At 60.3% G+C, this 26,733-nt stretch carries 19 protein-coding genes; 15 read left to right on the top strand and 4 right to left on the bottom strand.

Translation table 11 applies throughout. From position 1 onward, the window contains the following. Nucleotides 1–87: 87 nt before the first annotated feature. The 3 genes from ngg to mnmC form a co-directional block, all read right to left on the bottom strand. Nucleotides 88–1,833 (bottom strand): N-acetylglutaminylglutamine synthetase, encoded by a 1,746-nt coding sequence (gene ngg / locus GIW28_RS04445; protein ID WP_236446091.1) that lies wholly within the window; start codon nt 1,831–1,833, stop codon nt 88–90. Nucleotides 1,834–1,836: 3 nt separating this feature from the next. Continuing rightward, nucleotides 1,837–3,609 carry an N-acetylglutaminylglutamine amidotransferase gene (locus GIW28_RS04440; RefSeq protein ID WP_169984785.1) on the bottom strand — a complete coding sequence of 591 codons (1,773 nt, stop codon included), beginning with the start codon at nt 3,607–3,609 and terminating at the stop codon, nt 1,837–1,839. 164 nt (nt 3,610–3,773) lie between these two features. After that, nucleotides 3,774–5,762 carry a bifunctional tRNA (5-methylaminomethyl-2-thiouridine)(34)-methyltransferase MnmD/FAD-dependent 5-carboxymethylaminomethyl-2-thiouridine(34) oxidoreductase MnmC gene (gene mnmC / locus GIW28_RS04435; RefSeq protein ID WP_099548927.1) on the bottom strand — a complete coding sequence of 663 codons (1,989 nt, stop codon included), beginning with the start codon at nt 5,760–5,762 and terminating at the stop codon, nt 3,774–3,776. Nucleotides 5,763–5,972: 210 nt separating this feature from the next. On the opposite strand from mnmC, the gene GIW28_RS04430 reads away from it, so the two are divergent. The 14 genes from GIW28_RS04430 (at nt 5,973) to GIW28_RS04365 (ending at nt 24,396) form a co-directional block, all read left to right on the top strand. Then, the gene (locus GIW28_RS04430; RefSeq protein ID WP_236458928.1) at nt 5,973–10,817 is read left to right on the top strand and encodes an NEL-type E3 ubiquitin ligase domain-containing protein; all 4,845 of its coding nucleotides are present in this window, start codon (nt 5,973–5,975) and stop codon (nt 10,815–10,817) included. A gap of 102 nt (nt 10,818–10,919) precedes the next feature. Beyond that, nucleotides 10,920–12,434, top strand: a complete 1,515-nt coding sequence (gene pap, locus GIW28_RS04425; protein ID WP_017137812.1) for a polyphosphate:AMP phosphotransferase — start codon at nt 10,920–10,922, stop codon at nt 12,432–12,434. Between the two features lie 457 nt (nt 12,435–12,891). After that, entirely contained in the window at nt 12,892–14,076 is a 1,185-nt protein-coding gene (locus GIW28_RS04420) for a thiolase family protein (RefSeq protein ID WP_017137811.1), read from the top strand. A gap of 504 nt (nt 14,077–14,580) precedes the next feature. Then, the gene (locus tag GIW28_RS04415; protein ID WP_425326919.1) at nt 14,581–15,090 is read left to right on the top strand and encodes a fimbrial protein; all 510 of its coding nucleotides are present in this window, start codon (nt 14,581–14,583) and stop codon (nt 15,088–15,090) included. A gap of 52 nt (nt 15,091–15,142) precedes the next feature. Continuing rightward, nucleotides 15,143–15,703, top strand: a complete 561-nt coding sequence (locus tag GIW28_RS04410; RefSeq protein WP_017137809.1) for a fimbrial protein — start codon at nt 15,143–15,145, stop codon at nt 15,701–15,703. A 20-nt stretch (nt 15,704–15,723) separates the two neighbouring features. Continuing rightward, on the top strand, nt 15,724–18,327 hold the full coding sequence (locus GIW28_RS04405; protein ID WP_236447523.1) for an outer membrane usher protein: 2,604 nt from the start codon (nt 15,724–15,726) through the stop codon (nt 18,325–18,327). Beyond that, nucleotides 18,324–19,082, top strand: a complete 759-nt coding sequence (locus GIW28_RS04400; protein ID WP_099548932.1) for a fimbria/pilus periplasmic chaperone — start codon at nt 18,324–18,326, stop codon at nt 19,080–19,082. Before GIW28_RS04405 ends, GIW28_RS04400 begins: the two co-directional genes overlap by 4 nt. Before the next feature lie 21 nt (nt 19,083–19,103). Beyond that, nucleotides 19,104–19,688, top strand: a complete 585-nt coding sequence (locus GIW28_RS04395) for a fimbrial protein (RefSeq protein ID WP_026013763.1) — start codon at nt 19,104–19,106, stop codon at nt 19,686–19,688. Between the two features lie 10 nt (nt 19,689–19,698). After that, nucleotides 19,699–20,193, top strand: coding sequence for a fimbrial protein (locus tag GIW28_RS04390; RefSeq protein ID WP_017137805.1), 495 nt, complete (start codon nt 19,699–19,701; stop codon nt 20,191–20,193). Nucleotides 20,194–20,206: 13 nt separating this feature from the next. Beyond that, nucleotides 20,207–20,686: a fimbrial protein gene (locus GIW28_RS04385; RefSeq protein ID WP_099548933.1), complete on the top strand. Its 480-nt coding sequence runs from the start codon at nt 20,207–20,209 to the stop codon at nt 20,684–20,686. Between the two features lie 11 nt (nt 20,687–20,697). Next, nucleotides 20,698–21,234 carry a fimbrial protein gene (locus GIW28_RS04380; protein WP_017137803.1) on the top strand — a complete coding sequence of 179 codons (537 nt, stop codon included), beginning with the start codon at nt 20,698–20,700 and terminating at the stop codon, nt 21,232–21,234. A gap of 80 nt (nt 21,235–21,314) precedes the next feature. After that, nucleotides 21,315–22,286: a fimbrial protein gene (locus tag GIW28_RS04375; RefSeq protein WP_026013762.1), complete on the top strand. Its 972-nt coding sequence runs from the start codon at nt 21,315–21,317 to the stop codon at nt 22,284–22,286. Between the two features lie 116 nt (nt 22,287–22,402). Beyond that, entirely contained in the window at nt 22,403–23,359 is a 957-nt protein-coding gene (locus tag GIW28_RS04370; RefSeq protein WP_017137801.1) for a fimbrial protein, read from the top strand. 80 nt (nt 23,360–23,439) lie between these two features. After that, nucleotides 23,440–24,396 (top strand): DMT family transporter, encoded by a 957-nt coding sequence (locus GIW28_RS04365; protein WP_236447524.1) that lies wholly within the window; start codon nt 23,440–23,442, stop codon nt 24,394–24,396. 109 nt (nt 24,397–24,505) lie between these two features. Here GIW28_RS04365 and GIW28_RS04360 read toward each other — a convergent pair whose 3' ends face one another. Beyond that, nucleotides 24,506–25,894 (bottom strand): class II fumarate hydratase, encoded by a 1,389-nt coding sequence (locus GIW28_RS04360; RefSeq protein ID WP_017137799.1) that lies wholly within the window; start codon nt 25,892–25,894, stop codon nt 24,506–24,508. Between the two features lie 320 nt (nt 25,895–26,214). Between GIW28_RS04360 and GIW28_RS04355 the strand changes: the two genes are divergently transcribed. Then, the gene (locus GIW28_RS04355; RefSeq protein WP_017137798.1) at nt 26,215–26,733 is read left to right on the top strand and encodes a DUF2059 domain-containing protein; all 519 of its coding nucleotides are present in this window, start codon (nt 26,215–26,217) and stop codon (nt 26,731–26,733) included.

Here is a 26,733-nt window from a genome sequence, read left to right as displayed (position 1 = left end):
ATGCCTCACTGGACGCTCTGCGTCCGCTCTTGTGACGCGGAGCGTCACCGGCTGCATTCCCACGCAGAGCGTGGGAACGATCAGTGGTCAGGCGGTCGGCTGACTGTGCGGAAACAACAAATCCACAAACTTTTCTGCCGTCGGTTGCGGTTCATGGTTGGCCAGCCCGGCGCGTTCGTTGGCTTCGATAAACACATACTCGGGCTGGTCGGCGGCGGGCACCATCAGGTCCAGGCCGACCATGGGAATGTCCAATGCACGGGCGGCGCGCACGGCGGCGTCTACCAATGTCGGGTGCAGGATCGCGGTGACGTCTTCCAGGCAACCGCCGGTATGCAGGTTGGCGGTACGGCGCACCGCCAAGGTTTGGCCACGGGGCAAGATGCTGCTGTAGTCGTAACCGGCGGCGTGCAACGTGCGTTGGGTTTCGGCGTCCAGCGGGATTTTGCTTTCACCATAGGTGGCCGCCTGGCGGCGACGGCTCTGGGCTTCGATCAAAGCACCGATAGAGTGCTGACCATCACCGGTAACCTCGGCCGGGCGCCGAATTGCAGCGGCAACTACCTCAAAGCCGATCACCAGGATGCGCAGGTCGAGGCCTTCGTGGAAACTTTCGAGCAGCACACGGCTGTCGTATTGACGCGCCGTCTCGATGGCTTTTTGCACCTCCTCGATGGTCTGCAGATCCACTGCCACGCCTTGGCCTTGTTCGCCATCGAGCGGCTTGACCACGATGCGCTGATGCTCGTCGAGAAACTCCAGGTTGTCGTCGGCACTGCCGGCCAATTGTTGCGACGGCAGTTTCAACCCCGCTGCGCTGAGCGTCTTGTGGGTCAGGCTCTTGTCCTGGCACAGGGTCATGCTGATGGCGCTGGTCAGGTCGCTCAACGATTCGCGGCAACGCACACGGCGCCCGCCGTGGCTGAGGGTGAACAAGCCGGCGTCGGCGTCATCCACTTGCACATCAATGCCACGTCGATGGGCTTCTTCGACAATGATGCGCGCATACGGGTTAAAGCCTGCCTGCGGGCCGGGGCCGAGAAACAGCGGCTGGTTGATGCCGTTCTTGCGCTTGATCGCAAAGGTGGTCAGCGCGCGAAAACCGAGCTTGGCGTAGAGGCTTTTGGCCTGACGGTTATCGTGCAGCACCGACAGGTCGAGATAGCTCAGGCCACGGCTCATAAAGTGCTCTACCAGGTGGCGCACCAGCACCTCGCCCACACCGGGGCGCGTGCACTGCGGGTCGACCGCCAGGCACCACAGGCTGCAACCGTTTTCCGGGTCGTGGAAGGCTTTTTGATGGTTCAGGCCCATCACGCTGCCGATCACCGCGCCGCTGTCTTCATCCTCGGCCAGCCAATACACCGGGCCGCCTTGATGGCGTGGTGTCAGGCGCTTGGCGTCGACGGGCAACATGCCACGGCCTTGGTAGAGTTGGTTGACCGCCTGCCAATCGGCGTCGGTTTGCACGCGGCGAATGCGAAAGCCGCGAAATACCCGCGTAGCGGGGCGGTAATCGCTGAACCACAGGCGCAAGGTGTCGGAGGGGTCGAGGAACAACTGCTGCGGGTCAATCCCGAGGATTTGCTGGGGCGCCGCCACGTACAGCGCGATGTCGCGCTCGCCCGCCTGTTCATTGAGCAGTTCCTCGGCCAGGCTGGCCGGGTCCGGAAAGGTATGCCCGATCAATAACCGGCCCCAGCCGCAATGCACGGCAATCGGCTCGGCGCCCAGTGGGCTGCCGTCTTCAGCCAGGCGCGCCTGCAGGCGCTCGTAGGTCGGCGCCTGGCCCTTGAGCAAGCGTTGGCTGTAAGCCGCTGCAAGAGGTTTCATCGATCAGATTCCTTGTTCGCTGAGCCACAGGTTCAGCGCTGCCAGCTGCCATAGTTTGGAGCCGCGCAGCGGCGTCAGTTGGCCTTGCGGGTCGGTCAGCAGGCGGTCAAGCATGGCCGGGTTGAACAGGCCGCGATCCTGGCTTGGGTCCATCAGCAAATCGCGCACCCAGTTCAAGGTATCGCCCTGCAAATGCTTGAGGCCCGGCACCGGGAAGTAGCCTTTCTTGCGGTCGATGACTTCGCTGGGGATGACTCGGCGCGCGGCTTCTTTGAGCACCTGCTTGCCGCCATCGGGCAATTTGAATTTGCCTGGCACACGGGCTGACAGTTCTACCAGGCGGTAGTCCAGGAACGGCGTGCGCGCCTCCAGGCCCCAGGCCATGGTCATGTTGTCGACGCGTTTGACCGGGTCGTCCACCAGCATCACGGTGCTGTCCAGGCGCAAGGCCTTGTCCACGGCGGCGTCCGCGCCGGGCATGGCAAAATGCTCGCGCACAAAGTCACCGGCGGCGTCATTGGCGGTCAGCCATTTTGGCGCGACGGTGGCGGCATAGTCGTCGTAGCTGCGGTCGAAAAATGCGTCTCGGTAGGCGGCATACGGGTCGTTGGCGCCGTCCACCTGCGGGTACCAGTGGTAACCGGCGAACAGTTCATCCGCGCCCTGGCCGCTTTGCACCACTTTGCAATGTTTGGCCACTTCCCGCGACAACAGGTAGAAGGCGATGCAGTCATGGCTGACCATCGGCTCGCTCATGGCACGGAACGCTGCCGGCAGTTGCTCGATGATTTCGCTTTCGGCGATGCGCAACTGGTGGTGACGGGTGCCGTAGTGTTTAGCGATCAAATCCGAATACTGGAACTCGTCGCCACGTTCGCCACCGGCGTCTTCAAAACCGATGGAGAAGGTCGACAAATCCTGCACGCCGACTTCCCGCAGCAGGCCCACCAGCATGCTCGAATCGACACCGCCCGAGAGCAGCACGCCGACATCCACGGCCGCACGTTGGCGGATCGCCACGGCTTCGCGGGTGCTGTCGAGCACGCGGTCGGTCCAGTCTTCGAGGCTGAGGTTTTTTTCATCCTCGTGCGGGCCGTAAGGCAGGGTCCACCAGGTTTTCTGTTCGGTGGTGCCGTTGGCATCGATGCGCATCCAGCTTGCCGGCGGCAGCTTTTCGATGCCTGCCAGCAAGGTGCGCGGTGCAGGCACCACGGCGTGGAAATTGAGGTAGTGGTTGAGTGCGACCGGATCCAGGATCGGGTTGATATCGCCGCCCTTAAGCAGGGCCGGCAGCGCTGAGGCAAAACGCAGGCGCTGGCCGGTGCGCGACAGGTACAACGGCTTCACACCCAGACGGTCACGGGCGATAAACAGGCGCTGCGCGTCACGCTCCCAGATGGCAAAGGCAAACATGCCATTGAGCTTGGGCAGCAAGGCTTCGCCCCAGGCGTGATAGCCCTTGAGCAGCACTTCGGTGTCACCGCCGGAATAGAAGGCGTAGCCCAAGGCTTCCAGCTCTTCACGCAATTCCGGGAAATTATAGATTGCACCATTGAACGCCAGGGACAGCCCCAGCTGGGCGTCGACCATCGGTTGGGCGGAGCCGTCCGACAGGTCCATGATCTTCAGGCGGCGGTGGCCCAGGGCAATCGGCCCTTGGGCATGGAAGCCCCAGGCGTCCGGGCCTCGCGGGGCAAGGTGATGGGTGATTCTCTCTACGGCTGCCAGGTCGGCAGGTTGATGATCAAAGCGTAACTCGCCAGCTAGTCCACACATAAATTCCTTACCGGTTTTTCCGTTGGGGAGGGCAATACTCGATACGCCCGACAGGGCGCGTACCCAGAAACTGACCCAGTGCTATGCGTGGAGTTTTAGACCGATAAGTTATAAGGCAAATAGCCGCGATGCTCGCGACGGCGTCGTTTCTTCCCTCACGGCGATCAGCGTGTCGCCGGTTTTCCTCGAACCAGCGCGCGCAAGGCAAACCGGTTCGGGTGGCAGGCTTCGGCCACGCTGGCCGGCACCGGCAGCGGTTCGTCGCTCAACCAGGCGGCCAGCAGTTCGCCGCACAGGGGCGCGGTGATCAGCCCGCGTGAGCCGTGGCCGCTGTTGATATACAGGCCCGGCAACCACGGGCAGGGCGTATCCGGGACTTGCCGGGCGTCTTTGCCCAGTACGGCATAAGCCTGTTGGAACGCAGCGCTTTCGGCCAAGGGGCCGACGATTGGCAGGTAGTCAGGGCTGGTGCAACGAAAGGCGGCGCGGCCTTGCAAGTGTTCGGCGTTTAGTGAGTCAGCGCCAAGACGCAGCAGCAGGTCTTCGGAAATCTCCCGCAGCATCGCAAGGTTGCCCGTGTGCTCGGCGAGGGTGGGGGTGAGGTCTTCATTGTTGAAATCAAAACTGGCGCCCAATGTGTGTTCGCCAAGGCGCGCCGGTGCCACATAACCTTCGGCGCACACCACGGTGGCCAATGCCGCACTCGCGGGAGTTTGCGCCAAACGTGTGATCTGCCCGCGAATGCGCTTGAGCGGCAAGCCCGCACTATGCGGGAATCGCTTGATTTCGGCTGCACCGGCCAGCACTACCACGTTGGCGCTTGCCAGTACGTCATCGCCGTCACGGGCTTGCCACTGCTCGTCGACGCGGTGCAGCTCCAGCGCCTCGTGATGGGTAAGCACCTTGATAAGCGGATGCGTGGCTTGCCATTGGCACAGCGCCGGTGGATGCACCCAGCCACCTTCGGGGAAAAACAGCCCGCCCTGGGCCAATTGTATGCCGGCCTGTTGTTGAGCCTGATCGCGGCCGAGCAGGTGCAACAGATCCGGTGCGAAGGCCTCGGCCAGTTGCGCCTGGCGTTGGGCTTCCTTGGCGTCAAACGCCAGTTGCAGGACACCGCAACCGTCCCAGTCAACGCCGCGCTGCAAGTGCTCCAGCAGGCGCCGGGTGTGGCCGAAACCGCTGAGTATCAGCTGCGACAATGCTGTGCCATGGGCCGACAGCTTGAGGTACAGCACGCCCTGCGGGTTGCCCGATGCTTCCTGGGCCAGGGCGGCGTGACGTTCCAGCAAGCTCACGCGCCAACCGCGAGCGGCCAGGCTGGCGGCGGTGGCGCAACCGGCCAGGCCGCCGCCGATGACCATGGCGTGGCGTTCGCCTTCGATGCCTGCCGGGCGCGCAAACCAGGGTTTGGGTGTGGCCGGCGGTGGCGTATCTTCGGGCCAGCCGAGGAACTCACCGCGCAGTATTTCCCATTTATGGCCGATGCCCGGTGTGCGTTTCATCTTGAACCCGGCGGCATTGATCAACCGGCGTACCCAGCCGGTGCTGGTGAAGGTGCTGATGGTCGAACCCGGTGCCGCCAGGCGCGCCAGTTCGGCGAACAACTCAGCGGTCCACATGTCGGGGTTCTTGGCCGGGGCAAAACCGTCGAGAAACCACGCGTCGATTTGCGCGTCCAGTTGCGGCAATTGCTCCAGGGCGTCGCCGATCAACAGCGTCAGGGTCACCCGGCCGTTATCCAGCACCAGGCGCTGGAAGCCTTGATGGATCGCAATGTACTGAGCCAACAGTTGCTCGGCGAAGGCACTGAGTTCCGGCCAGAGGGCCAGGGCGCGTTGCAGGTCGGTGTGGCTCAGAGGGTACTTTTCCACACTGACGAAGTGCAGTCGCGCACCGGCCACGGCGTGCTGTTCAAACAGTTGCCATGCGCAGAGAAAATTCAAACCCGTGCCGAAGCCGGTCTCGCCAATGACCAGTCGCCCACCCACCGGCAGGGCCGCAAAGCGCGCCTGCAGGCGGTTCTGTTCAAGGAACACATAGCGGGTTTCTTCAAGGCCCGACTTGTCGGAGAAGTACACATCATCGAAGACCCGCGAGTGCGGTCGACCTTGGTCATCCCAATCGAGCTGGGCGTGGGTGATGGGGTTCATGGGCGACTCATAAAAAAAGCAGACAAAGGCAAGGCGGCCATTCTAGCCGATCACGGGGCAGAGGGCTGATTGCGGGTGGTAACCCAATAGATTTTGCATGGAAAAAACTGCTGTGCGCAGCCTCCAAGCCATCAACAATCAGCGCTAATCCTGGGCAGATTGCTGCGGTATCGTCATTCCTTGATTGATAGGCAATAAAGGATATTGCTGATGCGCACCGAGGATGATTTGAACAATAAACTGAGCCAATTGACCCAGAGCCAGCTGCAAGCGGCCTTGCTGGAAATGACGGGCGATCTGGACAAAGCTCAGGTGCTGCAAAAGCAACTGCCTGGCTGGATGGTCAACGCGCCGCCCGGCGTGCTGGATGCATTGACTAAAGATGCCCTGCAGGTTGCAGATGCCCAGGCAGCCGTCGCCGAGCGATTGAAGCCATTGCAGGCGCTGGATGAGTTTTGCAGTGAGCGGCTCAAGCAATACTGCTCTACGCGATGGCAACGGGTTGTGGACCCCAAAAAAGATCTATTTATTCGTGCGGTAAACGAATACGAGAAAGAGGTCTTGCCGTTGAAGTATGTGAAGACGGTGAGGTTGGTGCAGGACAGCCTGCTGCATGTGGCGATGCAGAATTTCTCAGAGGATGAAGCCCGGGCGCAGCACTTTCCCGTCGGGTCGCTGTTGCAGTCGGGGTCTGCTGATCGTGAAGTCATTGGCATTACACCCCTCGAGTTTGCGCAGGGGTGTCGCGCCCTGGATCTTGGCCGCTTGTATCAGCAGCACATCAGTGACGTGCTTGAACTTGACAGCGACCCGGCAGGTGATAAGCCTTACCTCAATAATGTAGCGACCGATATCGGCCGGATGAAAATCCTGGACGTAAAAGTCGACGCCCATATTGCCTTGATGCGAGGGGACATTACCCAAGGCACCTACGCGATGTTGTGCACATTGCTGGACCGCCAATTGACGCCGTCCCAGGCCCAGGCCGAAGGGGTGCTGTACGACGGGCGCCCGGTCATTTGGCAAGGGCTCAATACCCAGGGCGGATGCCTGTGGAGCATTCTGGTATTTTCCGCTCGCTCGATTGCGCAATACCCGCAAGCGCCTTGCGTGGTGTACATGCCCAATGAACCGGAACGGCCATTCTTTGAGTATGCCTCGCTTGACGACTTTCAGGTCTACCTCAAGCGCAAGCTTGCACTGGCCGCGTACCGTGCCTTCTTTACGCGTTACCTGAGCCAGGGGGACCGGGTTGGGTTCTTCACCCGTTTCGATCAAGCCCAGAGCCTGGGGGCGCTGGACGCCAACCCCATTACGGCCAGCCTGGCGCGGCACTTTTTCGACACTTACGCCGCAAAGCTGCAAGCCGATGCACGGGCCCTGGCGGTGCCGGTGGCCGAGGTCGATGAGGACGTCCGTGAGCAGCGCTTGCAGACGTATCTGGACGCCGGTTTGACGGTGCTCAACCTCGCAGGGTTTGTCGTCCCGGAGCTGGGGTTATTGATGACAGCCGTGGCGGTAGGCCAGATGCTCGGCGAACTCTATGAGGGCATTGAAGACTGGCGCCGTGGTGATAAGAATGAGGCGTTCCAACAGTTGGCAGTGATCGCGCAAAACATCACGTCGATGGTGTTGTTCGCGGCAGGGAGCAAGGTTGTCGGTTCGGCCATGCAGCGTACCGGCCTTAATCTGAATGGTTTTTTCCGTAAATTCGAGGTGATAAACCCCGCTGTGGGCAACCAGCGGCTGTGGCGTCCGGATATCACGCAATACGTCCATGATCAGCGCCTTGGCGACGAGCAGGTTGCCGACGCGTCGGGAATCTACACGGTGGAGGGGCATTCGTACGTCAAGGTCAATGACTGTATCCACCGGATCGCGTTCGACGCGAGACTGGATCAATGGCGGGCCAGCCACCCGGTGCGGCAGACGGCTTATCGCCCGAAATTGCTGCATAACGGTGAAGGTAGCTGGCGTTTTGCGTTCGAGAAGCCCGACGAGTGGGAGAACCCGGAGTATCTTTTTTCGCGGTTGAAACCGACAGGTCCCGGCTCTTCGCTCCCTCCTCGCAAACTTCTACAGATCAAGGCCATTATGGATTTGCCCGATGATTGGGGCGTCTATCAGGCCCAGGAGTGTCTGCCGTTTCCCGCACGCTTTCGCGATCTGTACGAACGTTTCAGGCTCGATCAGTCCATTCGCGATTTGAACTGGCAGTTGGAAAGCGGTGCTTCCCCCAACATTGAAAACTCGACCTTGCAGATGCATGCCTTGCCCCTGTTACCGGGGTGGCCCGCCGGGCGCTATTTTGAGCTGCTGGATGCAAAGCGCAGTGTCATGGCGCGTTACCCTGCCAGCGAACCTTACGATGCAGGCCTGCGTTTGACGATCACCGAGCCGATGCTCAGTGAGGGGAAAGTGTTTGAAGTGCTGTTGTCCGGGCTGGATGACGCACAAAAGACCGGCTTGTTGGGAGAGGGCGTAGACGCCGATCAGGCGCACACCGTGCTGGCGCGTCAGTTGCTCGCGCATCTGAAGGCTGATCGCAAGCCGCTGTTTGAGCAGTTGTATCAGACCTATGATGGGCCCGTACCGCCGGAATGGGCGTTGCTCAGGCGCACCTACCCGCAATTGCCCTGCACGCTGATGCGCGAATTGATGGCCGAAACGACCACCGTGCAGCGTGAGTCCCTGCGCGATAATCAACGGGTTCCCATGGCGTTGGCCGAGTCAGTGCAACGTGCTCTTGAGGCACAACGCCTGGACCGCGCCTTGATGGGGTTTGAGCAGCCAGAGTTGGCCAGCCTGGATACTGCCCTCATCGCCGTTCGGACAATGCCGCGCTTGGCGGGGTGGGGGGCAGAGCTGCGGCTTGAGTTGCGCCAGGACTCGCCTCAAGGCGACTTGTTGGCCTTGGGCGCGTTCAAAGACGCTGGTGTGCGGCGAGTAGTAGTCAGGTCGAACGCAGGGTTTGAAGCGTTCAACGACAACGGCCGCAGTCTCGGCGGACCTTATGCCGGGCCGGACGGCCTGTTCGAGGCGATCGATGCAACGCTGATGGATGGCCAGCGAGTGGCATTGGGATTGCCGCTGAAGGACGCCAGTAACATTTGGCGTTTGCGATACATGAGTGCCTCGCAAGCGAAAGGCGATCGGGAACTGGCTGCCGAGGCTTTTTCCAGCCAGGTCAGCGAACCGGCGTCGCAGGGGGTGAGCTGTGAAATGGCCGATTTGCCGACGGGGCCGTTGGTTCATCCAGCCGCACTGGTGCGTAAGGTAAAGCGTTTGTACCCATTGTTCAGTGAGGCTCAAGTGTCTTCGCTATTGATGACGTTGGGCGCTGACCATCTGGCCCGGGCCAAGGCGGTCAAACGCTTGAAGGCAGAACTCGGTCATTTGCGCGCGCTGCTCAAGCATTGGAAAACCGATATCCAGGGCATGGAGACACAGCCGGGCCTGAGTGACGTTCGTACTAGCCGCCAGCAGGTGGCTGAGCGCATTGAAGCGTGTTGGCGGCGTCAAAGCTTTGCTCTGGATGAGCATCAGACGTCCGTTGCCAGTTTGAACCTGGATGGGATGCGCGTTGGCTCACTGCCGACGCTGCCAGCCGACATACGTTTCGACCATGTTCGGCAGTTGTCACTCAGGAACATGCGACTGGGCGATGACGTCGCCTATTTCCTGAAGTGCTTTAAAGGCGTGCAGCATTTGAAACTGGGGCGTAACCGCCTGACCCGCTTGCCGGAGGTATTCTCGCGAATGCTCGACCTGGAAAGTTTGTCGATGCCCCGCAACCGTCTTGTGCTCACCGAATACACCCGACTGAAACTGGCAGACCTGAATACGTTGCGCCTGCTGGATCTGAGCCACAACCCGCTGGACAAGTTGGTGGATGTCAGCCGGATGCGTGACCTGCACACCCTGTTGTTGCAGGACACCAAAATCGTCGACTTACCCGCAGGGCTTGGGCGCCTGGCTCACCTGGAGCAAGTGGACCTGCGCGATAACGTGATCACCGTGTTGCCTGAGTGGTTGTTTACGGTGTCACGCAGTTTCAGCCAGTCGATTGACCTGGGCGGCAACCCGCTCTCCAGTACCACGATAACCGCGCTTACGCGTTACCGTGACGAAGTGGGAATTGGCATGGGGTTTGTAGAGGACGATCAGCCACGCATGACCGAACTGAAGGCCAGGGCATTGTGGTTGCCGGACGAGGTGGCCGCCCGAGAGGCCCACAAATCTACCGTGTGGGCCAACCTGCGGGATGACCCGGACTCGACGCCGTTGTTCCACTTGCTGGCTGAGCTGTCCGGTACTGCCGACAATCGTCATGTGCACGAGGACTTGGCCCAGCGGGTCTGGGACGTGTTGCAGTCGACCCACGACAGTACCGATCTGCGCGAGCAGGTCTTTCAACTGGCGGCTCATCCGGCGAACTGCGCAGACGACGCCGCGCAGATTTTCAGTCAGATGGAGGTGCTCAAGGAGGTCGAGAAGGCAACGCAGCAGGCCGGTCGTGTAAAAGGCAATTCCGGGGCGCTGTTAAACTTGGGCCGAGGGTTGTTTCGCCTCAGCGAGCTGGAGAAAATTGCGGCCACCTACGCTGTCGAAAACGCGTCCGTGGACCCGCTGGAAGTCAGCCTGGCATTCCGGGTAGGGTTGGCCAAAACCCTGCAGCTACCGGGGCAGCCCAAGCACATTCAATATGGAGAATTTGCCAATGTGACCAGCGACAGTCTGGAGGTGGCGCACTCCCAAGTGCGCACGGCAGAGCTGTCCCCCACGTTCTTGCGTTTTATTTCACAGCTGGCGTTCTGGAAAACCCACCTCAAGCAGCAGTTTTCCGGTGCGTTCGAGTCGGCGACAGAGCCCTTTGATACGCAGCAGCAAGCACTTTTTGAGAACAGCCAGAATCTCACCGACGCGCAGTACCTTGAGCAAATGGAGGCCCTGCGTTCGCCTCGCCGGCAGGCCATTACCGAAGTGGTAGAGCGGCTCACACAGCAGATGTTGAGGCAGCATGACCTTGGCATTTGCCATCTGCCAGGGAACTAGCCATAGGGGATGGCGATTGATCCATGGCAACTGTTTTGGAATTCTTTGAGTGGCGTGGTGCCCAATCCGCTAGTCTTGAGCCATCTTGAAATGGAGCTGCCCATGTTCGAATCCGCCGAAATCGGTCACGCCATCGATAAAGACACGTACGACGCCGAAGTGCCGGCCCTGCGTGAAGCCTTGCTGGAAGTACAATACGAACTGCAACAGCAGAAGCGCTTCCCGGTGATCATCCTGATCAATGGCATCGAGGGCGCGGGCAAGGGCGAAACCGTCAAGCTGCTCAATGAATGGATGGACCCACGGCTGATCGAAGTGCGCACCTTTGACCAGCAGACTGACGAAGAACTGGCGCGCCCACCGGCGTGGCGCTATTGGCGTCAGCTGCCGGCCAAGGGGCGCATGGGCATCTTTTTCGGCAACTGGTACAGCCAGATGCTGCAAAGCCGCGTGCATGGCCAGATCAAGGACGCGCGCCTGGACCAGGCCATCGCCGGTGCCGAGCGCCTGGAAAAGATGCTCTGTGATGAAGGCGCGCTGATCTTCAAGTTCTGGTTCCACCTGTCCAAGAAACAGATGAAGGCACGCCTCAAGGCGCTGGCCGACGACCCGCTGCACAGCTGGCGCATCAGCCCGCTGGACTGGCAGCAGTCCGAAACCTACGACAAGTTTGTGCATTTCGGCGAGCGCATCCTGCGCCGTACCAGCCGTGACTACGCGCCGTGGCATGTGATCGAAGGCGTGGATGCGAATTACCGCAGCCTCACGGTGGGCAAGATCCTGCTCGAAAGCCTGCAAAACGCCTTGAAGCTGCCCAAGGGCAAGGCCAGCGGCATGAACCCGGCGCCTTTGATTGCCTCCGTGGACAAGAAGGGCCTGCTCGACAGCCTCGATTTGACCCAGCGCCTGGAAAAAGATGATTACGAAGAGCAACTGATTACCGAGCAGGCGCGCTTCTCTGGCTTGATGCGCGACAAGCGCATGCGCAAGCACGCATTGATCACCGTGTTTGAAGGCAACGATGCGGCGGGCAAGGGCGGCGCGATCCGCCGCGTGGCGGCAGCGCTGGACCCGCGCCAGTACCATATCGTGCCGATTGCCGCGCCGAGTGAAGACGAGCGCGCCCAGCCGTATCTATGGCGCTTTTGGCAGAAGATTCCGGCTCGCGGCATGTTCACCGTGTTCGACCGCTCGTGGTACGGCCGCGTATTGGTGGAACGCATCGAGGGCTTCTGCACCCCGACGGACTGGATGCGTGCCTATGGCGAGATCAATGACTTCGAGGAGCAACTGCGCGATGCGGGGGTGATCGTGGTCAAGTTCTGGCTGGCGATCGACAAAGATACACAGTTGGAGCGCTTCCAGGCCCGTGAGGAAATTCCCTTCAAACGCTTCAAAATCACCGAAGACGACTGGCGCAACCGCGACAAGTGGGATGACTACCGGGCGGCGGTGGGTGACATGGTCGATCGCACCAGCACCGAAGTGTCGCCCTGGACCCTGGTGGAAGCCAACGACAAACGCTGGGCGCGGGTCAAGGTGCTGCGCACCATCAACCGCGCGCTGGAAGAAGCGTTCGACAAGACCGACAAGCACGATAAGAAGAAAAAGAAATAAAGCTGGCGGCACCTCCTGTGGTGAGGCTCCCGTGGTGAGCGACGCTTCTGTGGCGAGCAGGCTTGCCCTGCGTTGGGCTGCGCAGCAGCCCCCGACCCAAGCAGCGCGTTCTTTCTGGTAGACCTCATTGGCAGGTTTTGGGGCCGCTGCGCAGCCCAGCGCGAGCAAGCTCGCTCGCCACAGTTTGCGTCGCCTTCAAGTCCTGTGGCGAGCAGGCTTGCCCTGCGTTGGGCTGCGCAGCAGCCCCCGACCCAGGCAGCGCGTTCTCTCAGGCAGACCTCATTGGCAGGTTTTGGGGCCACTTCGCAGCCCAGCCCAGCGCAGGGCAAGCCTGCTCGCCACAGAAGCCTCGTTCAGGCGGTCATGCTTTTGTATATGCCAGGTGAATGATCGTCGCGGTTGGGCAGGCCGGCCTCTATGCTCGGTCCATCTCCCAACCACAAGATCGAGGTAGCCCATGCGTGAAGTAGTGATCGTCGACAGCGTGCGAACCGGCCTGGCCAAGTCCTTTCGTGGCAAGTTCAACCAGACACGCCCGGATGACATGGCGGCCCATTGCGTCAACGCGCTGCTGGCGCGTAATGGCGTCGACCCGGCGACGGTCGAGGATTGCATCGTCGGCGCCGGCTCCAACGAAGGTGCCCAGGGCTACAACATCGGGCGCAACGTGGCGGTGCTCTCGCAACTGGGCACCGGGACGGCGGGCATGACCCTCAACCGGTTCTGTTCCTCGGGCTTGCAGGCGATTGCGATTGCGGCCAACCAGATTGCCTCGGGTTGCAGCGATATCATCGTTGCCGGTGGCGTCGAGTCCATCAGCCTGACCATGAAAAGTGTCAACACCGATAACCTGATCAACCCGCTGCTCAAAGAGCAGGTGCCGGGCATCTACTTCCCCATGGGCCAGACTGCCGAGATCGTCGCGCGCCGCTATAACGTCAGCCGCGAAGAACAGGACCTGTACGCCCTGCAAAGCCAGCAACGTACCGCCCAGGCCCAGGCCGACGGCTTGTTCAACGATGAAATCGTGCCGATGGCCGTCAAGTACAAGGTCGAAGACAAAAACACCGGCGAGGTGCAGGTGCTCGATGGCGTGGTCGACCGTGACGACTGCAACCGCCCGGACACCACACTGGCCAGCCTCAATGGCCTCAAGCCGGTGTTTGCCGAAGACGGTTCGGTGACGGCGGGCAACTCTTCGCAGTTGTCCGATGGCGCTTCGATGACCTTGGTGATGAGCCTGGAAAAAGCCCTGCAATTGGGACTCAAACCCAAGGCGTTTTTCCGTGGCTTTACCGTGGCCGGTTGCGAGCCGGACGAGATGGGCATCGGACCGGTGTTCTCGGTACCCAAATTGCTCAAGGCCAAGGGTTTGCAGGTGGCGGATATCGACCTGTGGGAGCTTAACGAAGCGTTTGCCTCGCAGTGCCTCTATGCTCGCAATCGCCTGGAAATCGACAATGGCAAATACAACGTCAACGGTGGCTCGATCTCCATTGGCCACCCGTTCGGCATGACCGGGTCGCGGCAGGTCGGGCACCTGGTGCGTGAGTTGCAGCGACGTAACCTGCGCTACGGCATCGTCACCATGTGCGTGGGCGGTGGCATGGGCGCTACCGGATTGTTTGAGGCGGTGCGTTAGTCAATCGACAGCTCACACCTATCCATACAAAAGGGGGAGCGTGCTCCCCCTTTGCGCATTCGCTGTTTGGTAATAATCAGGTACTTCTCTGCTTGTTTGATTAGTTGCTCAAAGTCCGTAAACACGGTTATTTTTTAATGCGCGTAATCCCCATCTTACAGAGACGGTCTGATTTGAATTGTTCTCATTAATCTGCATGTAGTCCTTTTCCTTCAGCCAGTTTTAAAGTTTTGGCAAATAGCCATGTTTTTCCTGCGCGCTTTGGCGTACTGCGGCTACTTGGTTTGCGGAAACAGACGGCTTACTTGCTCAAGTGTGAAGTGGAGAATTGCCCGGCGTTGAGCTGATTCCTGGATTGCAATACAACAAGTTGGAAAAACTCAGGAATCATCGGCTTAACAGCACGGGTTATAACCGCTCGTTTAATCAGCCCTGCACCGACCTGTGGCCGGGCTTCTTTAATGACACTTGTTAATAAGTGGGAATCTGTAGATGAATACCAAAATGAAAGCTGCGCTGTTGTCTATCGGTCTGTTGGCCGGCTCGATCTCTGTTGCGCAGGCAGCGGATGGGACCGTCACGTTTCTGGGGTCGGTGCATTCGGGTGCTTGCTCCATCAAGCCTGACTCTGTGGATCAGACCGTTCGCCTGGGGGCGATTGCCAAACACCAACTGGAATCGGGCGGCAAGTCTGAAGCGCGCCGCGTGCTGATTGAACTGGAAGGCTGCGACCTGTCCGGCCTGACCGATAACACCGTGACCACGACCTTCACCGGCGCACCGTCGAGCGTGGTTCCAGGTGCGATCGGTACGGTCGGCGGCGCTGGCGGCGTGGGCATCATGATGACCCACGGTGGCGCACCTGTTGAGCTGGGTGTTCCTACCACCCCGCAAGTCATCTCCACCGGCAACAACACCCTGGAGTTCGGCGCTTATGTGCAAGGTGCCGCCACGGACCCGATCATTCCTGGCGATTTCAGCGCAGTAACCAACTTTACCTTGGCTTATCAGTAAGTTTTTCCCCCCGCCACCACGTGTGGCGGGGGGACGCTGACGGGAGATCCAGGTGAAAACATTCCTACGTTTGGCTATCGCCTCTTCATTGACGACGTTGATCTGCCCTTACGCTCTGGCCCAGGACGCTTCGCAGGGTGAAGGCGTCGTCCTGTTGGGCGGGGAAGTCGTGGACTCAGCCTGCGGGCTGGAGCTGAGCAGTATCGATCAAACCATCGAAATGCCGTCGGAGCCAGTTGGCCGGCTGTTGCGCAACACGCGGGGAGAAGATCACCCGTTTCAGTTGCGTTTGGTCAACTGCTCACTGACACGTCCGGACCCGTCGCGCCCAGGGGCAACCCTGCCTGACTGGGAGCACATGCGGGTGACGTTTGATGGGCCGACCGACCGGGCTGGGCTTTCCTTCGCTGTGTTCGGTGGCTCCCAGGGGGTTGCCCTGCACATTGTGGACGCGGCCGGCGAAGAGAGTATTCCCGGGCAGCGAATGTCGCCTACGCCACTGTCGGAGGGCGATATGACACTTAACTACAGGTTTTATCTGGTTGGCAATGGACTGCCACTGGTAGTGGGCGCCCACAGTGCCGCAGTGCGGTTCAAGTTGGAATACTTTTGAACATTGATGGACAGGCTTTCATGTTGAATACAGCGAAGATCAAAAACACGCTGCGCCCGAGTCTGTTTGGCGGGCTGATGTCTCTGGCGGGAACTGCATTGGGTGCCGGGGATATCGAGTTTAATACCGACGTTCTTGACTTGATTGATCGCACCAACATTGACTTGTCTCAATTTGCGCGCAGCGGGTTTATTTTGCCCGGCACGTACTCGATGGTCGTGCACATCAACGGCCAGCCAATTGCCGAACAATCGGTGGCGTTCTATCACCCCGATAATGATCCCAAAGGCAGTCAGGCGTGTTTATCTCGCAGCCTGGTGGAACAGTTGGGTCTAAAAGCGGCGGATGCCGACAAACTTGCCTGGTGGAAGGGCGGCGAATGCCTTGATGTTCAAAGCTTGCCGGGCACCGAGGTCAGTGGCGACCTGGCCACGTCCACGCTGAGCATCAATCTGCCCCAGGCCTACCTCGAATACAGTGCCATCAACTGGGACCCGCCCTCGCGGTGGGACGAAGGGGTGCCGGGGTTGTTGGTTGACTACAGTCTGACGGCGCAGTCCAACTACCAGCGCGGCGATGGTAACCGCAATAACCTCAGTGGCAACGGCACCGTTGGCGCCAATGCCGGCGCCTGGCGGTTGCGGGCCGATTGGCAGGGGCGCGTCGAGCGTGGCCGCCAGGAAGCGGCCGGGCCGCAAAAGCTGGAGTGGAGTCGCTACTACGCGTACCGCGCCATTCCTGCGCTGAAGGCACGTTTGGTGGTGGGCGAGAACTACCTGTATTCGGACCTGTTCGACAGTTTCCGCTTTACCGGTGCCGCGCTCAACTCGGATGAAAGCCAGTTACCGCCCAACCTGCGTGGGTATGCGCCGGAAGTGGTCGGGGTGGCCAAGACCAATGCCAAAGTCATCATCAGCCAACAGGGCCGCGTGCTTTACGAAACCCTGGTAGCGGCGGGGCCCTTTCGTATTCAAGACTTGCAGGATGCAGTGACGGGCAAGCTCGATGTGCGGGTGGAAGAACAGGACGGCTCGGTCCACAGTTTCCAGATGGATACGGCCGGGGTTCCTTACCTTACCCGCCCGGGGCAAGTACGTTACAAGCTGGCATCCGGGCGCCCGTCCAACCTTCAGCATGGCGGTGACGGCGACTTTTTCGGCACCGGGGAGTTTTCCTGGGGCATCAGCAATGGCTGGTCGTTATTTGGCGGCGGCATGACCGATAACAACTATCGGGCGTTGTCCGTGGGGGCGGGGCGCGACTTGCTGGCGTTCGGCGCGGTCTCGCTGGATGTGACGCAGTCTCACGCCGAGGTGTGGAACGAGACGCTCTCGGGTAAATCCTACCGCCTTCAATACTCCAAGAACTTTGAGCAGTACGACAGCCAGGTGACCTTCGCCGGTTACCGGTTCTCCGAGAAAAACTTCTTGAGCATGAGTGAATACCTGGATGCCCGGTATTACGGGCTGAACGGTGAACTCGGCGGGCGTGGTGATTACCGTGACCCGAATGAGGGCTGGAAGCCGATTGGTGGCAACAAGGCGCTGTACACGGTCACGGTCAACAAGCAGTTTCGTGACCTGGGCGCCACCGTCTACGCCAGCTACAACAAGCAAACCTACTGGGATAGGCCCGACACCCAGCGCTGGAACCTGTCGCTGTCGCGCTACTTCAACGTGGGCACGGTCAAGAACATGAGCCTGTCCCTGAACATGTACCGCACCCAGGAATACAACTACAAAGACAACGGCATGGCCGTCACGGTCAGCCTGCCGCTGGGGCGCACCGGCACATTGTCGATGGACGCCAGCCGCACCGCCGGCAGGAACAACTTTGCGACGCGCTACAGCGATCGTCTCGATGAGCGCAACAGCTATCAGCTCAGTGCCAGCGATTCGTCCGCCAGCGGTTACTTGAGCCATATGGGCGACCAGGCCGATATCGACGTCAGCGCCAGCACGCAAGAGGGCGGCTACAGCAGCCTGGGTGTGTCGGCGCGTGGCGGTGGCACGGTCACGCAATATGGCGCGGCCGTGCACCGTACCACCAGTACCGGCGGCACGCGCCTGATGCTCGACACCGGCGGTGTACCCGACGTGCCGGTGCGCGGTTACGGCTCGCCGACCCGTAGCAATGCCTTCGGCAAAGCGGTTATTTCCGATATCAGCAGCTATCAGCGTACGGCAGCCAGCGTGGACCTGGAGCGCTTGCCGAGCACGGTCGAAGCCACTCAATCGGTCACGCAGTTGACGCTCACCGAAGGGGCGATTGGTTATCGCTCGCTGAGCGTGATTGCCGGTGAAAAAGCCATGGCGATTCTGCGCCTGCCGGATGGCAGTTCGCCGCCCTTTGGCGCCACGGTGAAGAACCTCAAGCAACAGGACACCGGCATTGTGAATGACGGCGGCAATGTCTACCTCAGCGGCCTGCAGGCCGGCGAGCAGATGGTCGTCAGTTGGGGCGGCAACGAGCAATGCATCCTCACGCTCCCCACCGTTCTGCCCGTCGATGGCTTGACGCACGCCCTGCAGCTGCGCTGCCAGAGAGTTGCCGCTGCCCCATCCCTGCCCGAGCCAGCCACGCTGACCGGGGAGCTTACCGACACGGAGAACACAGCCTCATGAAGCTTGATATGCGCCTCACCTTCCCAGCGTTCGCGCTGCTGGCCCTAGGCTTGAGCCAGGGCGCCAGCGCCGCGGTTGGCCTGGATCGTACCCGGGTGATTTTCGATGGCGGCAAAGATGCCACCAGCGTGAACATCACCAACAACAATACTCAGCTGCCGTACCTGGCCCAGGGTTGGATCGAGGATGAAACCGGTAAAAAAATCAACTCACCCTTGATCGTGCTGCCGCCGGTGCAGCGCCTGGAACCCGGCAAACAAAGCCAGGTGAAAGTCCAGGCGCTGCCGGCCGCCAAGTCGTTGCCGCAGGACCGCGAGACGGTCTATTACTTCAACTTGCGAGAAATCCCGCCGCGCAGTGATAAATCCAACACCCTGCAAATTGCCCTGCAAACCCGCATCAAGTTGTTCTACCGCCCGGATGCGATTGCGCCGAGCCAGCAAGACCTGTCCAACCCCTGGCAGCAGAAACTGACCCTGACCCGCGAAGGCGACCACTACCGGGTCCATAACCCGACGCCGTACTACGTGACCCTGGTGGATGCACGTGCCAGCAAAGACGGTAAAACCGTGCCGGGCTTTGCACCGGTGATGGTTCCCCCCAAGGACGCGCTGACCCTGGGCCCCAGTGCCAAGGCACTGGGTACGTCACCTTATCTGGCCTATGTGAATGATTACGGCGGCCGTCCACTCCTGGCGTTCACCTGCAATGGCAATACGTGCCAGGTCAACGCGCAGGCCTCAGCGCCGAAATGAGTAATGCTGCTGGAGAACATCATGAAGTCGCAAAGTGTGAAGGTCTTGGGCTGCCTGTTATGGGTCTTGGCGATGGGCGCGCACGCCGCCGACGATGACGAAGATATCGAAGGGATGAGCGGAATGTTGAATGTCCTCGGGGCCATGAATGAGTCGCCTTGCAGTCTGGATATGACCTCATTGCACCAGACGGTGGACCTGGACGCGGTGTCGACCAGCCATTTGCAACGGCCTGGTGATCAGGCGCCCGCCAAGGCTTTTCAACTGCGTTTTACCGACTGTATGCGCACCGCCGGTCGCGTGCGCAACGAACGCACGGGCAACCTGACATGGAGTGCTTACCAACCTGTGTTGTCGGTGGCGTTTGTCGCGCCGGCCGACGCCGATGATCCACGGTTGGTCAAAGTCCAGGGCATCACCGGGATGGGCCTGCAATTGACCGATCCCCTTGGCCGGGATGTACAGCTGGGCTCAAAGGGCGAACCGTTGATTCTGCCCGTGGGCCGCAATACCCAGACCTGGAATGTTCGGCCTACGCGCACCTCGGCGCCGTTGAGCAGTGGGGCTTTCAGGGCCGTGGTGGAATTCAGGCTCAACTATGAGTAAGGGCAGAGCGATGGCTAACTCAATCGGCCCGTGGGCCATTCTTATCGGTGGCGGTTTACTGTGGCCTGTCAGCCAATGCGTGCAGGCCGACACCAGCCTGACCATCCGCGCGGTCATCATCGCGCCGCCGCCTTGCGTGATTAACAGTGGCGCAACCCTGGATGTGCCGTTCGGCAATGACCTGCAGACGTCACGGGTAGACGGGGTTAATTACCGTCGTGACGTGCCCTATACCGTCACCTGTAATTCGCCGTTCAGCAACGCCCTGACCCTGGAACTCAAAGGCACCGGCGCCGGGTTTGACAGCCGCGTGCTGTCGACCCGCAAGGCCGACCTTGGGGTCAAGCTGTTCGTGAATGGCGCTGACTGGCCGTTGAATACGGCCGTGAATTTTACCTATCCCAACTTCCCGGCGGTACAGGCGGTGCCCGTCAAACGCGTGGGCAGCACGCTGAGCGGCGGGGCATTTGATGCTGTGGCAACCCTGGTGGTCGATTACCAATGACGAGGAATGCTCAATGACATTTTGGCAGCAACGCGTGTTGCTTACCTTGTGTTCCATCGGCCTTTGCAGTGGTGCGTCGGCCAACCTGACGTTCAGCGGCACGCTGAATGAACCGCCGCCCTGCACCATTGACGGCGGCAACACCATTGAGGTGGATTTTGGCGATGTGGGGGTAAAACGCGTCGATGGTGTGAAATACCGCCGGGGCGTCGGTTATGCCATCAACTGTGGCACCGACACGCTGCCGTGGGAGCTCAAATTGAGCGTCAACGGCACAGCCACCTCATTTGACGGTGCAGCGGTACAGACCAGTGTGCCGGCACTGGGCATTCGGATTTTCCAGAATAACCTGCCACTTCCACTTAATACGCCACTGGACATCACCCTGTCGTCACCGCCGACATTGGAGGTGGTGCCCGTGCAGCAGCCAGGCACCATTTTGACGCCCGCGCGGTTTACGGCGGTGGCCACGTTGTTGGCCGAATACCAGTAGGAGTTGAGTCGATGCGAGACCAAATTGTGCAAAAAGGCGGGTTGGCGTTATTGCTCACCGTCGGCCTGATCCCCCTGGGGCACGGCGCGGACAACCTGATGTTCAAGGGCAACCTGGTGGAAGAGGCCTGCACCATCCGCCCTGGCGATGAGGCCATCACGCTGGAGCTCTGGGACGTCACCAGCAAGCACCTTTATATCAACACGCGAACCGTGGGCAAGCGGTTCCAACTGCACTTGGAAGAGTGTGACACCACCATTGGCAACACCGTGACCATCACCTTCGGCGGTGCCGAAAATGGCGAACTTCCAGGTTTGCTCGCGCTGGACGGTGGCAGTGGTGCCTCGGGGATTGGCGTTGGTATTGAGACGCTGAGCGACAAGCCGTTGCCCTTGAATACCGTCAGCGATGAGCAGGTGCTGAGCGATGGTAGCAATGTGATCGAACTCAAGGCCTATGTGCAGGGCGAGCCGACGGCGATAAGAGATCAAACCATTGGGCACGGTGCGTACACGGTGACCTCTACTTTTACGTTGGACTATCCGTAGCGGCTACGTCCTCTTCACGACGTGAGCCGAGTGCCCGGCGGGCGACATTCGGGTAGATAAAAGCCGCGAGAGATTAAAAAATGAAACAGCGCTATGGAGCCATTGTGCTTCTTGTACTGATGGGAATGACTACGGCTGCGAGTGCAACTGATTGTCGTGTGAACGGCGGGGCTTGGATATTTGTAGGTGCGGGTGGGACTTTAAACCTGCAAGTTCCCGTCACAGTTCAACTGAGCGCAGACAGAACTCGTATCATGCTCGAAGGGGCAAGGTTAGAGTGCCGGTTCTCGGGTTTTGGCGGTAGCCAGCCTTGGTATACGGACTACTGGGCTACGTCCGCAAGAGTGGGGCCGGCCTGGGTGCCAGGCCCGAAGTTCACCAGCCAAGGCACCGGCTTACGCATCAACGGCAGCTATCAAAATACCCCGGTCCCGAATGGTATCCGAATGACGACCATGCCTAACAACGGCATCGGCGTGCTGGTCGATGTCACACCTTATATTTTGGTGCGTAACAATCCGACCAATCCTATCGACGTTCGATTAGGAGACGTCCTCGGAAGGTTAAACCTGGACCAGACAAATAACTATAACTCCGGCAGCTCAACGCTCGCGCTCACGTACACGGCCGCCAACAACTTCTCCATCTCCCCATCCACCTGCACCATCAACAATAACAATCCGATCGAGATCAACTTCGGTACCGTCCATCAGCGGGCAATCGGCACCGACCCGTTGACCTCTTCCGTCGTCAGCAACCGCAGGCTCACTTACTCATGCCCGGACGGCGGCATTACCACGCCCATCACCATCACCTACAAAGGCACCCGCTCGGCCTTCGATGCACGGCTGTTGATGATGAGTAACCCGGATGTGGGCACGGCCATGGTGCATGCCGGTACTGCGGTGCCGGTGAACGGCTCGTTCCTGACCCGTATCACTAACAGTGTGGGAGCAGACGATGTGACCTTTTCGCTGGTGCGGCGCAATGGCTCCTTGCCGACCGCAGGCGCCATAAGCGGCAGTGGTGTGCTCGTAATGGGTGTGCCATAAGGCCCAAGCTCGCCGGCAGCCAACCCTACTAACCCCAACACTCTAACGGGCGGCGCGAACAGGGGGCTGAATATTCCTCGGACGGCGCCTGGGTAGAAAAATCACGAGAAGTCAAAATGAAATCACTTTATGGCGCGCTGGCGCTTCTCGCCCTGGCGGGTTTTACCACAACCGCGCACGCCGTCGATTGCCGTGTTAACGGCGGGGCTTGGCAGAATGGCAACCCCAACCTGCAGGTGCCGGTGACGGTCACCCTGGCTGCAGATCGCACGAGGCTCATGCTCGAAGGTGCAAGGCTGGAGTGTCGGTTTACCTATAGCGGAGGCCCCGCTTGGCATACGGACTTTTGGGTCAGTGGAAGCGCCGCAGGTACGGCCTGGACTCCCGGACCAAAATTTGCCGGCGAAGGCACCGGTTTACGCATCAACGGCGCTTTTCGAAACACGCCGGTGCCGTCCGGCATAGGGATTGCGAACATCCCCAACAACGGAGTGTTTTACCCGATCAATGTCACCCCCTACATTTTGCTGCGTAATTATCCGTCCAACCCGTTCGATGTTCGTATCGGTGACAACCTCGGCCTGTTGCGCCTGACCAGCTCGAACAATTACGACGGCACCCGGCCACAGCTCACGGTGACCTACACGGCGGCCAACAACTTCACCGTCTCGCCCTCCACCTGCACCATCAACAATAACAACCCGATCGAGATCAACTTCGGCGACGTCCACCAACGCGCCATAGGTTCCGACCCGTTGACATCCTCCGTCGTCAGTAACCGCAGGCTGACCTACTCATGCCCCGACGGTGGGATCAACACACCGATCACCATTACCTACAAAGGCACCCGTTCCGCGTTCGACCCGCGCCTGCTGATCATGAGCAATCCCGATGTGGGCACGGCGTTGTTGCGCGGCGGTGCTGCAGTGTCTGTCAACGGCTCATTCCTCACCCGTATCACCAACAGTGTGGGCGGCGATGATGTGACGTTTTCGCTGGTGCGGCGCAATGGTTCACTGCCGACGCCTGGCGCCATCAGCGGCAGTGGTGTGTTGGTGATGGGGGTGCCCTGACCCCCAAATGATCGATACCCAAAGCACAACGCCTCGCCCTAGAATGCCAGCTCCTCCACCTCTGGCATTTTGGGGCGCTCATGCACATCTCTTCCGGTCGCTGGGTCTATGGTTTTGGCCTGACCCTGCTGACTGCGTTTCTCTGGGGCATTCTGCCGATCAAACTCAAGCAAGTGTTGCAGGTGATGGACCCGATCACCGTCACCTGGTTTCGCCTGGTGGTGGCCGGCAGTTGCCTGTTTATCTACCTGGCGCTGAGCAAACGCTTGCCCAGTCGCAAGGTGCTTGGTCCCAGGGGCGGCTGGCTGGTGGCGATGGCCGTGTGTGGTTTGGTGGGCAACTACGTGTTGTACCTGGTGGGCCTGAAAATGCTCAGCCCCGGCACCGCGCAATTGGTGGTGCAGATGGGGCCGATTTTTTTGATGATCGCCAGTGTGTTCGTGTTCAAGGAGCGTTTCAGCCTGGGGCAGGGCATGGGGCTGGCGGTGCTGATCCTGGGCTTTGGTCTGTTCTTCAACCAGCGCCTGGCTGAGCTGCTGACCTCTATGGGCACCTACACGGCGGGCGTGTTGACGATCCTGCTGGCTACCACCATCTGGGTGTTCTACGCCCTGGGCCAGAAGCAATTGCTGACGGTGTGGAATTCGCTGCAGGTGATGATGGTGATCTACTTGTCGTGCGCCCTGTTGCTCACGCCATGGGCACATCCGCTGGAGGCGTTGCAATTGAGTCCGCTGCAAGGCTGGTTGCTGCTCGCGTGCTGCATGAACACGCTGGTGGCCTATGGTGCGTTTGCCGAAGCACTGGCGCATTGGGAGGCCTCGCGCGTCAGTGCGACCCTGGCGCTTACGCCGTTGGTGACCTTTGTGGCGGTGGCGGCGGCGGCGTGGCTGTGGCCGGACTATGTGCAGGCAGAAGAGATCAATGCCGTGGGCTATATAGGGGCATTGGTGGTGATGCTGGGTTCAGCGACGGTAGCACTGGCGCCGTCGCTGCTCGCCGGGCTCAAGGCCCGGCGGGTGCGTATGGCGTCTTAATACCTTACTTAAGGACGAACACTCTCATTGTGGCGAGCAGGCTTGCCCTGCGTTGGGCTGCGCAGCAGCCCCAGCCAGCTTTAACTGACTCACCGAGTCGCCAGTTCTCTCAGTGGCCGGCTTCCAGCATGTTCTCCGGGCGCACCCACTGGTCGAACTCTTCATCAGTCAGATAACCCAGGTCCAGCGCCGCCTGGCGTAGCGTCAAGCCTTCGGCGTACGCCTTCTTGGCAATCTGCGCCGACTTGTCGTAGCCGATATGCGGGTTGAGCGCCGTGACCAGCATCAAGCCGCGCTCCAGGTGCTCGGCCATTTGCTCGGCATCCGGCTCAAGGCCTGCGATGCAGTGCTCCTGGAAGTTGTTGCAGCCGTCGGCCAGCAGGCGGATCGATTCGAGCAGGTTGTGGATGATCACCGGCTTGTACACGTTCAGCTGCAAGTGCCCTTGACTGGCGGCGATGCCGATGGTCACGTCATTGCCCAGCACCTGGCAGGCCAGCATCGACAGCGCTTCGCACTGGGTGGGGTTGACCTTGCCGGGCATGATCGAGCTGCCCGGCTCATTGGCCGGCAGCTTGACCTCAGCCAGGCCTGCGCGTGGGCCGGAACCCAACAGGCGCAGGTCGTTGGCGAGCTTCATCAGCGCCACCGCCAGGGTCTTCAGTGCGCCGTGCAGGGTGACCAGCGGTTCATGGCCGGAGAGGGCGGCGAACTTGTTGGGGGCGGTAACGAACGGCAAGCCGGACAAGGCCGCCAGCTCGGAGGCGATCGCCTCACCAAAGCCATGCGGCGAATTGAGCCCGGTGCCCACGGCGGTGCCGCCCTGGGCCAACTCGCACACAGCGGGCAGGGCGCTACGGATGGCGCGCTCGGCGTAGTCGAGTTGGGCGATAAAGGCCGAGACTTCCTGGCCGAAGGTGATCGGCGTGGCATCCATCATATGGGTGCGGCCGGTTTTCACCAGTTTCATATGGCGTGCAGCCAGCTCGGCCAAACCGCCAGAAAGCGTGGCGATCGCCGGGAACAGGCGTTGATGAACCGCCTGCACCGCCGCAATGCTCATGGCTGTGGGAAAGCAGTCGTTGGAGCTTTGCGAGCGGTTCACATGGTCATTGGGATGCACCGGGCTTTTGCCGCCACGGGCCTTGCCCGACAGCTCGTTGGCGCGGCCGGCGATCACTTCATTGGCGTTCATATTGCTTTGGGTGCCGCTGCCGGTCTGCCATACCACCAGCGGGAACTGGTCGTCGTGCTGGCCATCGAGCACTTCATCGGCGGCCTGTTCGATCAGGCGGGCGATGTCGGCGGGCAAGTCGCCGTTGCGGTCGTTGACCCGTGCTGCGGCTTTCTTGATCAGGGCCAGCGCGTGCAACACCGCCAGCGGCATGCGTTGCTCGCCGATGGCGAAGTTCACCAGCGAGCGTTGGGTCTGGGCGCCCCAGTAAGCGTCATCCGGGACTTGGACGTCTCCCAGGCTGTCGGTTTCGATACGGCTCATCGGGCACACTCCTTCAGGTTCGTTTGCGCAGTTTAGGCTGTGATCCGTTGGTGGGGTTCCATAAAAGACTTTTCATCGAGGGTATTCCCATGCGGTTCGGGCCGCCTGCGATGGCGTCAACGGGTTGTCACTGATAAACCGCGGTGCTTGCATCGCAGCGGTGCGACGATTCGACAAGCCGGCTCGCATAGAAAGGCAGATCCCAGCCCCGTGCCCCCGCAAAACCAGGCTGAACAAGGCCTGGGGTTGAGCCGCAAGGTTTTTTAGGCGCAGAATGGTCGCCCTTGGGGTCTTACCTCGCCTGCTAGAAAGGAAACTCGATGACTCGTCTTCGTGCCATCTGTACCGCGGTTGCTCTGGTTTGCGCCAGCGGCCAGGTTTTTGCCGATACCGCCAGCCATAACGCCAGTGCCGAAGCCTTCCTGACCCTGGCCCACGCTGACAAGCTGGGTACCCCGGTGTACATGCAAGTGCAGCAAATGTTTGCCCAGCGTTTCGCCCAGACCAAGGCACCTGCCGCCAAGCAGTCCGTACTCGACAGCTACCAGGCCAAGGCCAATGCTGCGCTGGACCAGGCCATCGGCTGGCCGAAGCTGAAGCCGGACATGGTCAAGCTCTACACCACCAACTTCAGCGAATCCGAGCTCAAGGACCTGGTAGCCTTCTACCAGTCGCCGCTGGGCAAGAAAGTCCTGGAAAAAATGCCGCAACTGACCCAGCAATCGGCCCAGATGACCCAGGCCAAGCTGGAAAGCGCGGTACCTGTGGTGAACAAGCTGCTCGAAGACATGACCAACGAGCTGACGCCAAAAGCCCCGGCCCCGGCCAAGAAGAAGTAA

Origin of the sequence: Pseudomonas sp. PA-5-4B (assembly GCF_021606215.1) — a bacterium.
GTDB classification, from domain to species: Bacteria; Pseudomonadota; Gammaproteobacteria; order Pseudomonadales; family Pseudomonadaceae; genus Aquipseudomonas; species Aquipseudomonas edaphica.
This window is presented reverse-complemented; position numbering and strand designations above follow the sequence as displayed.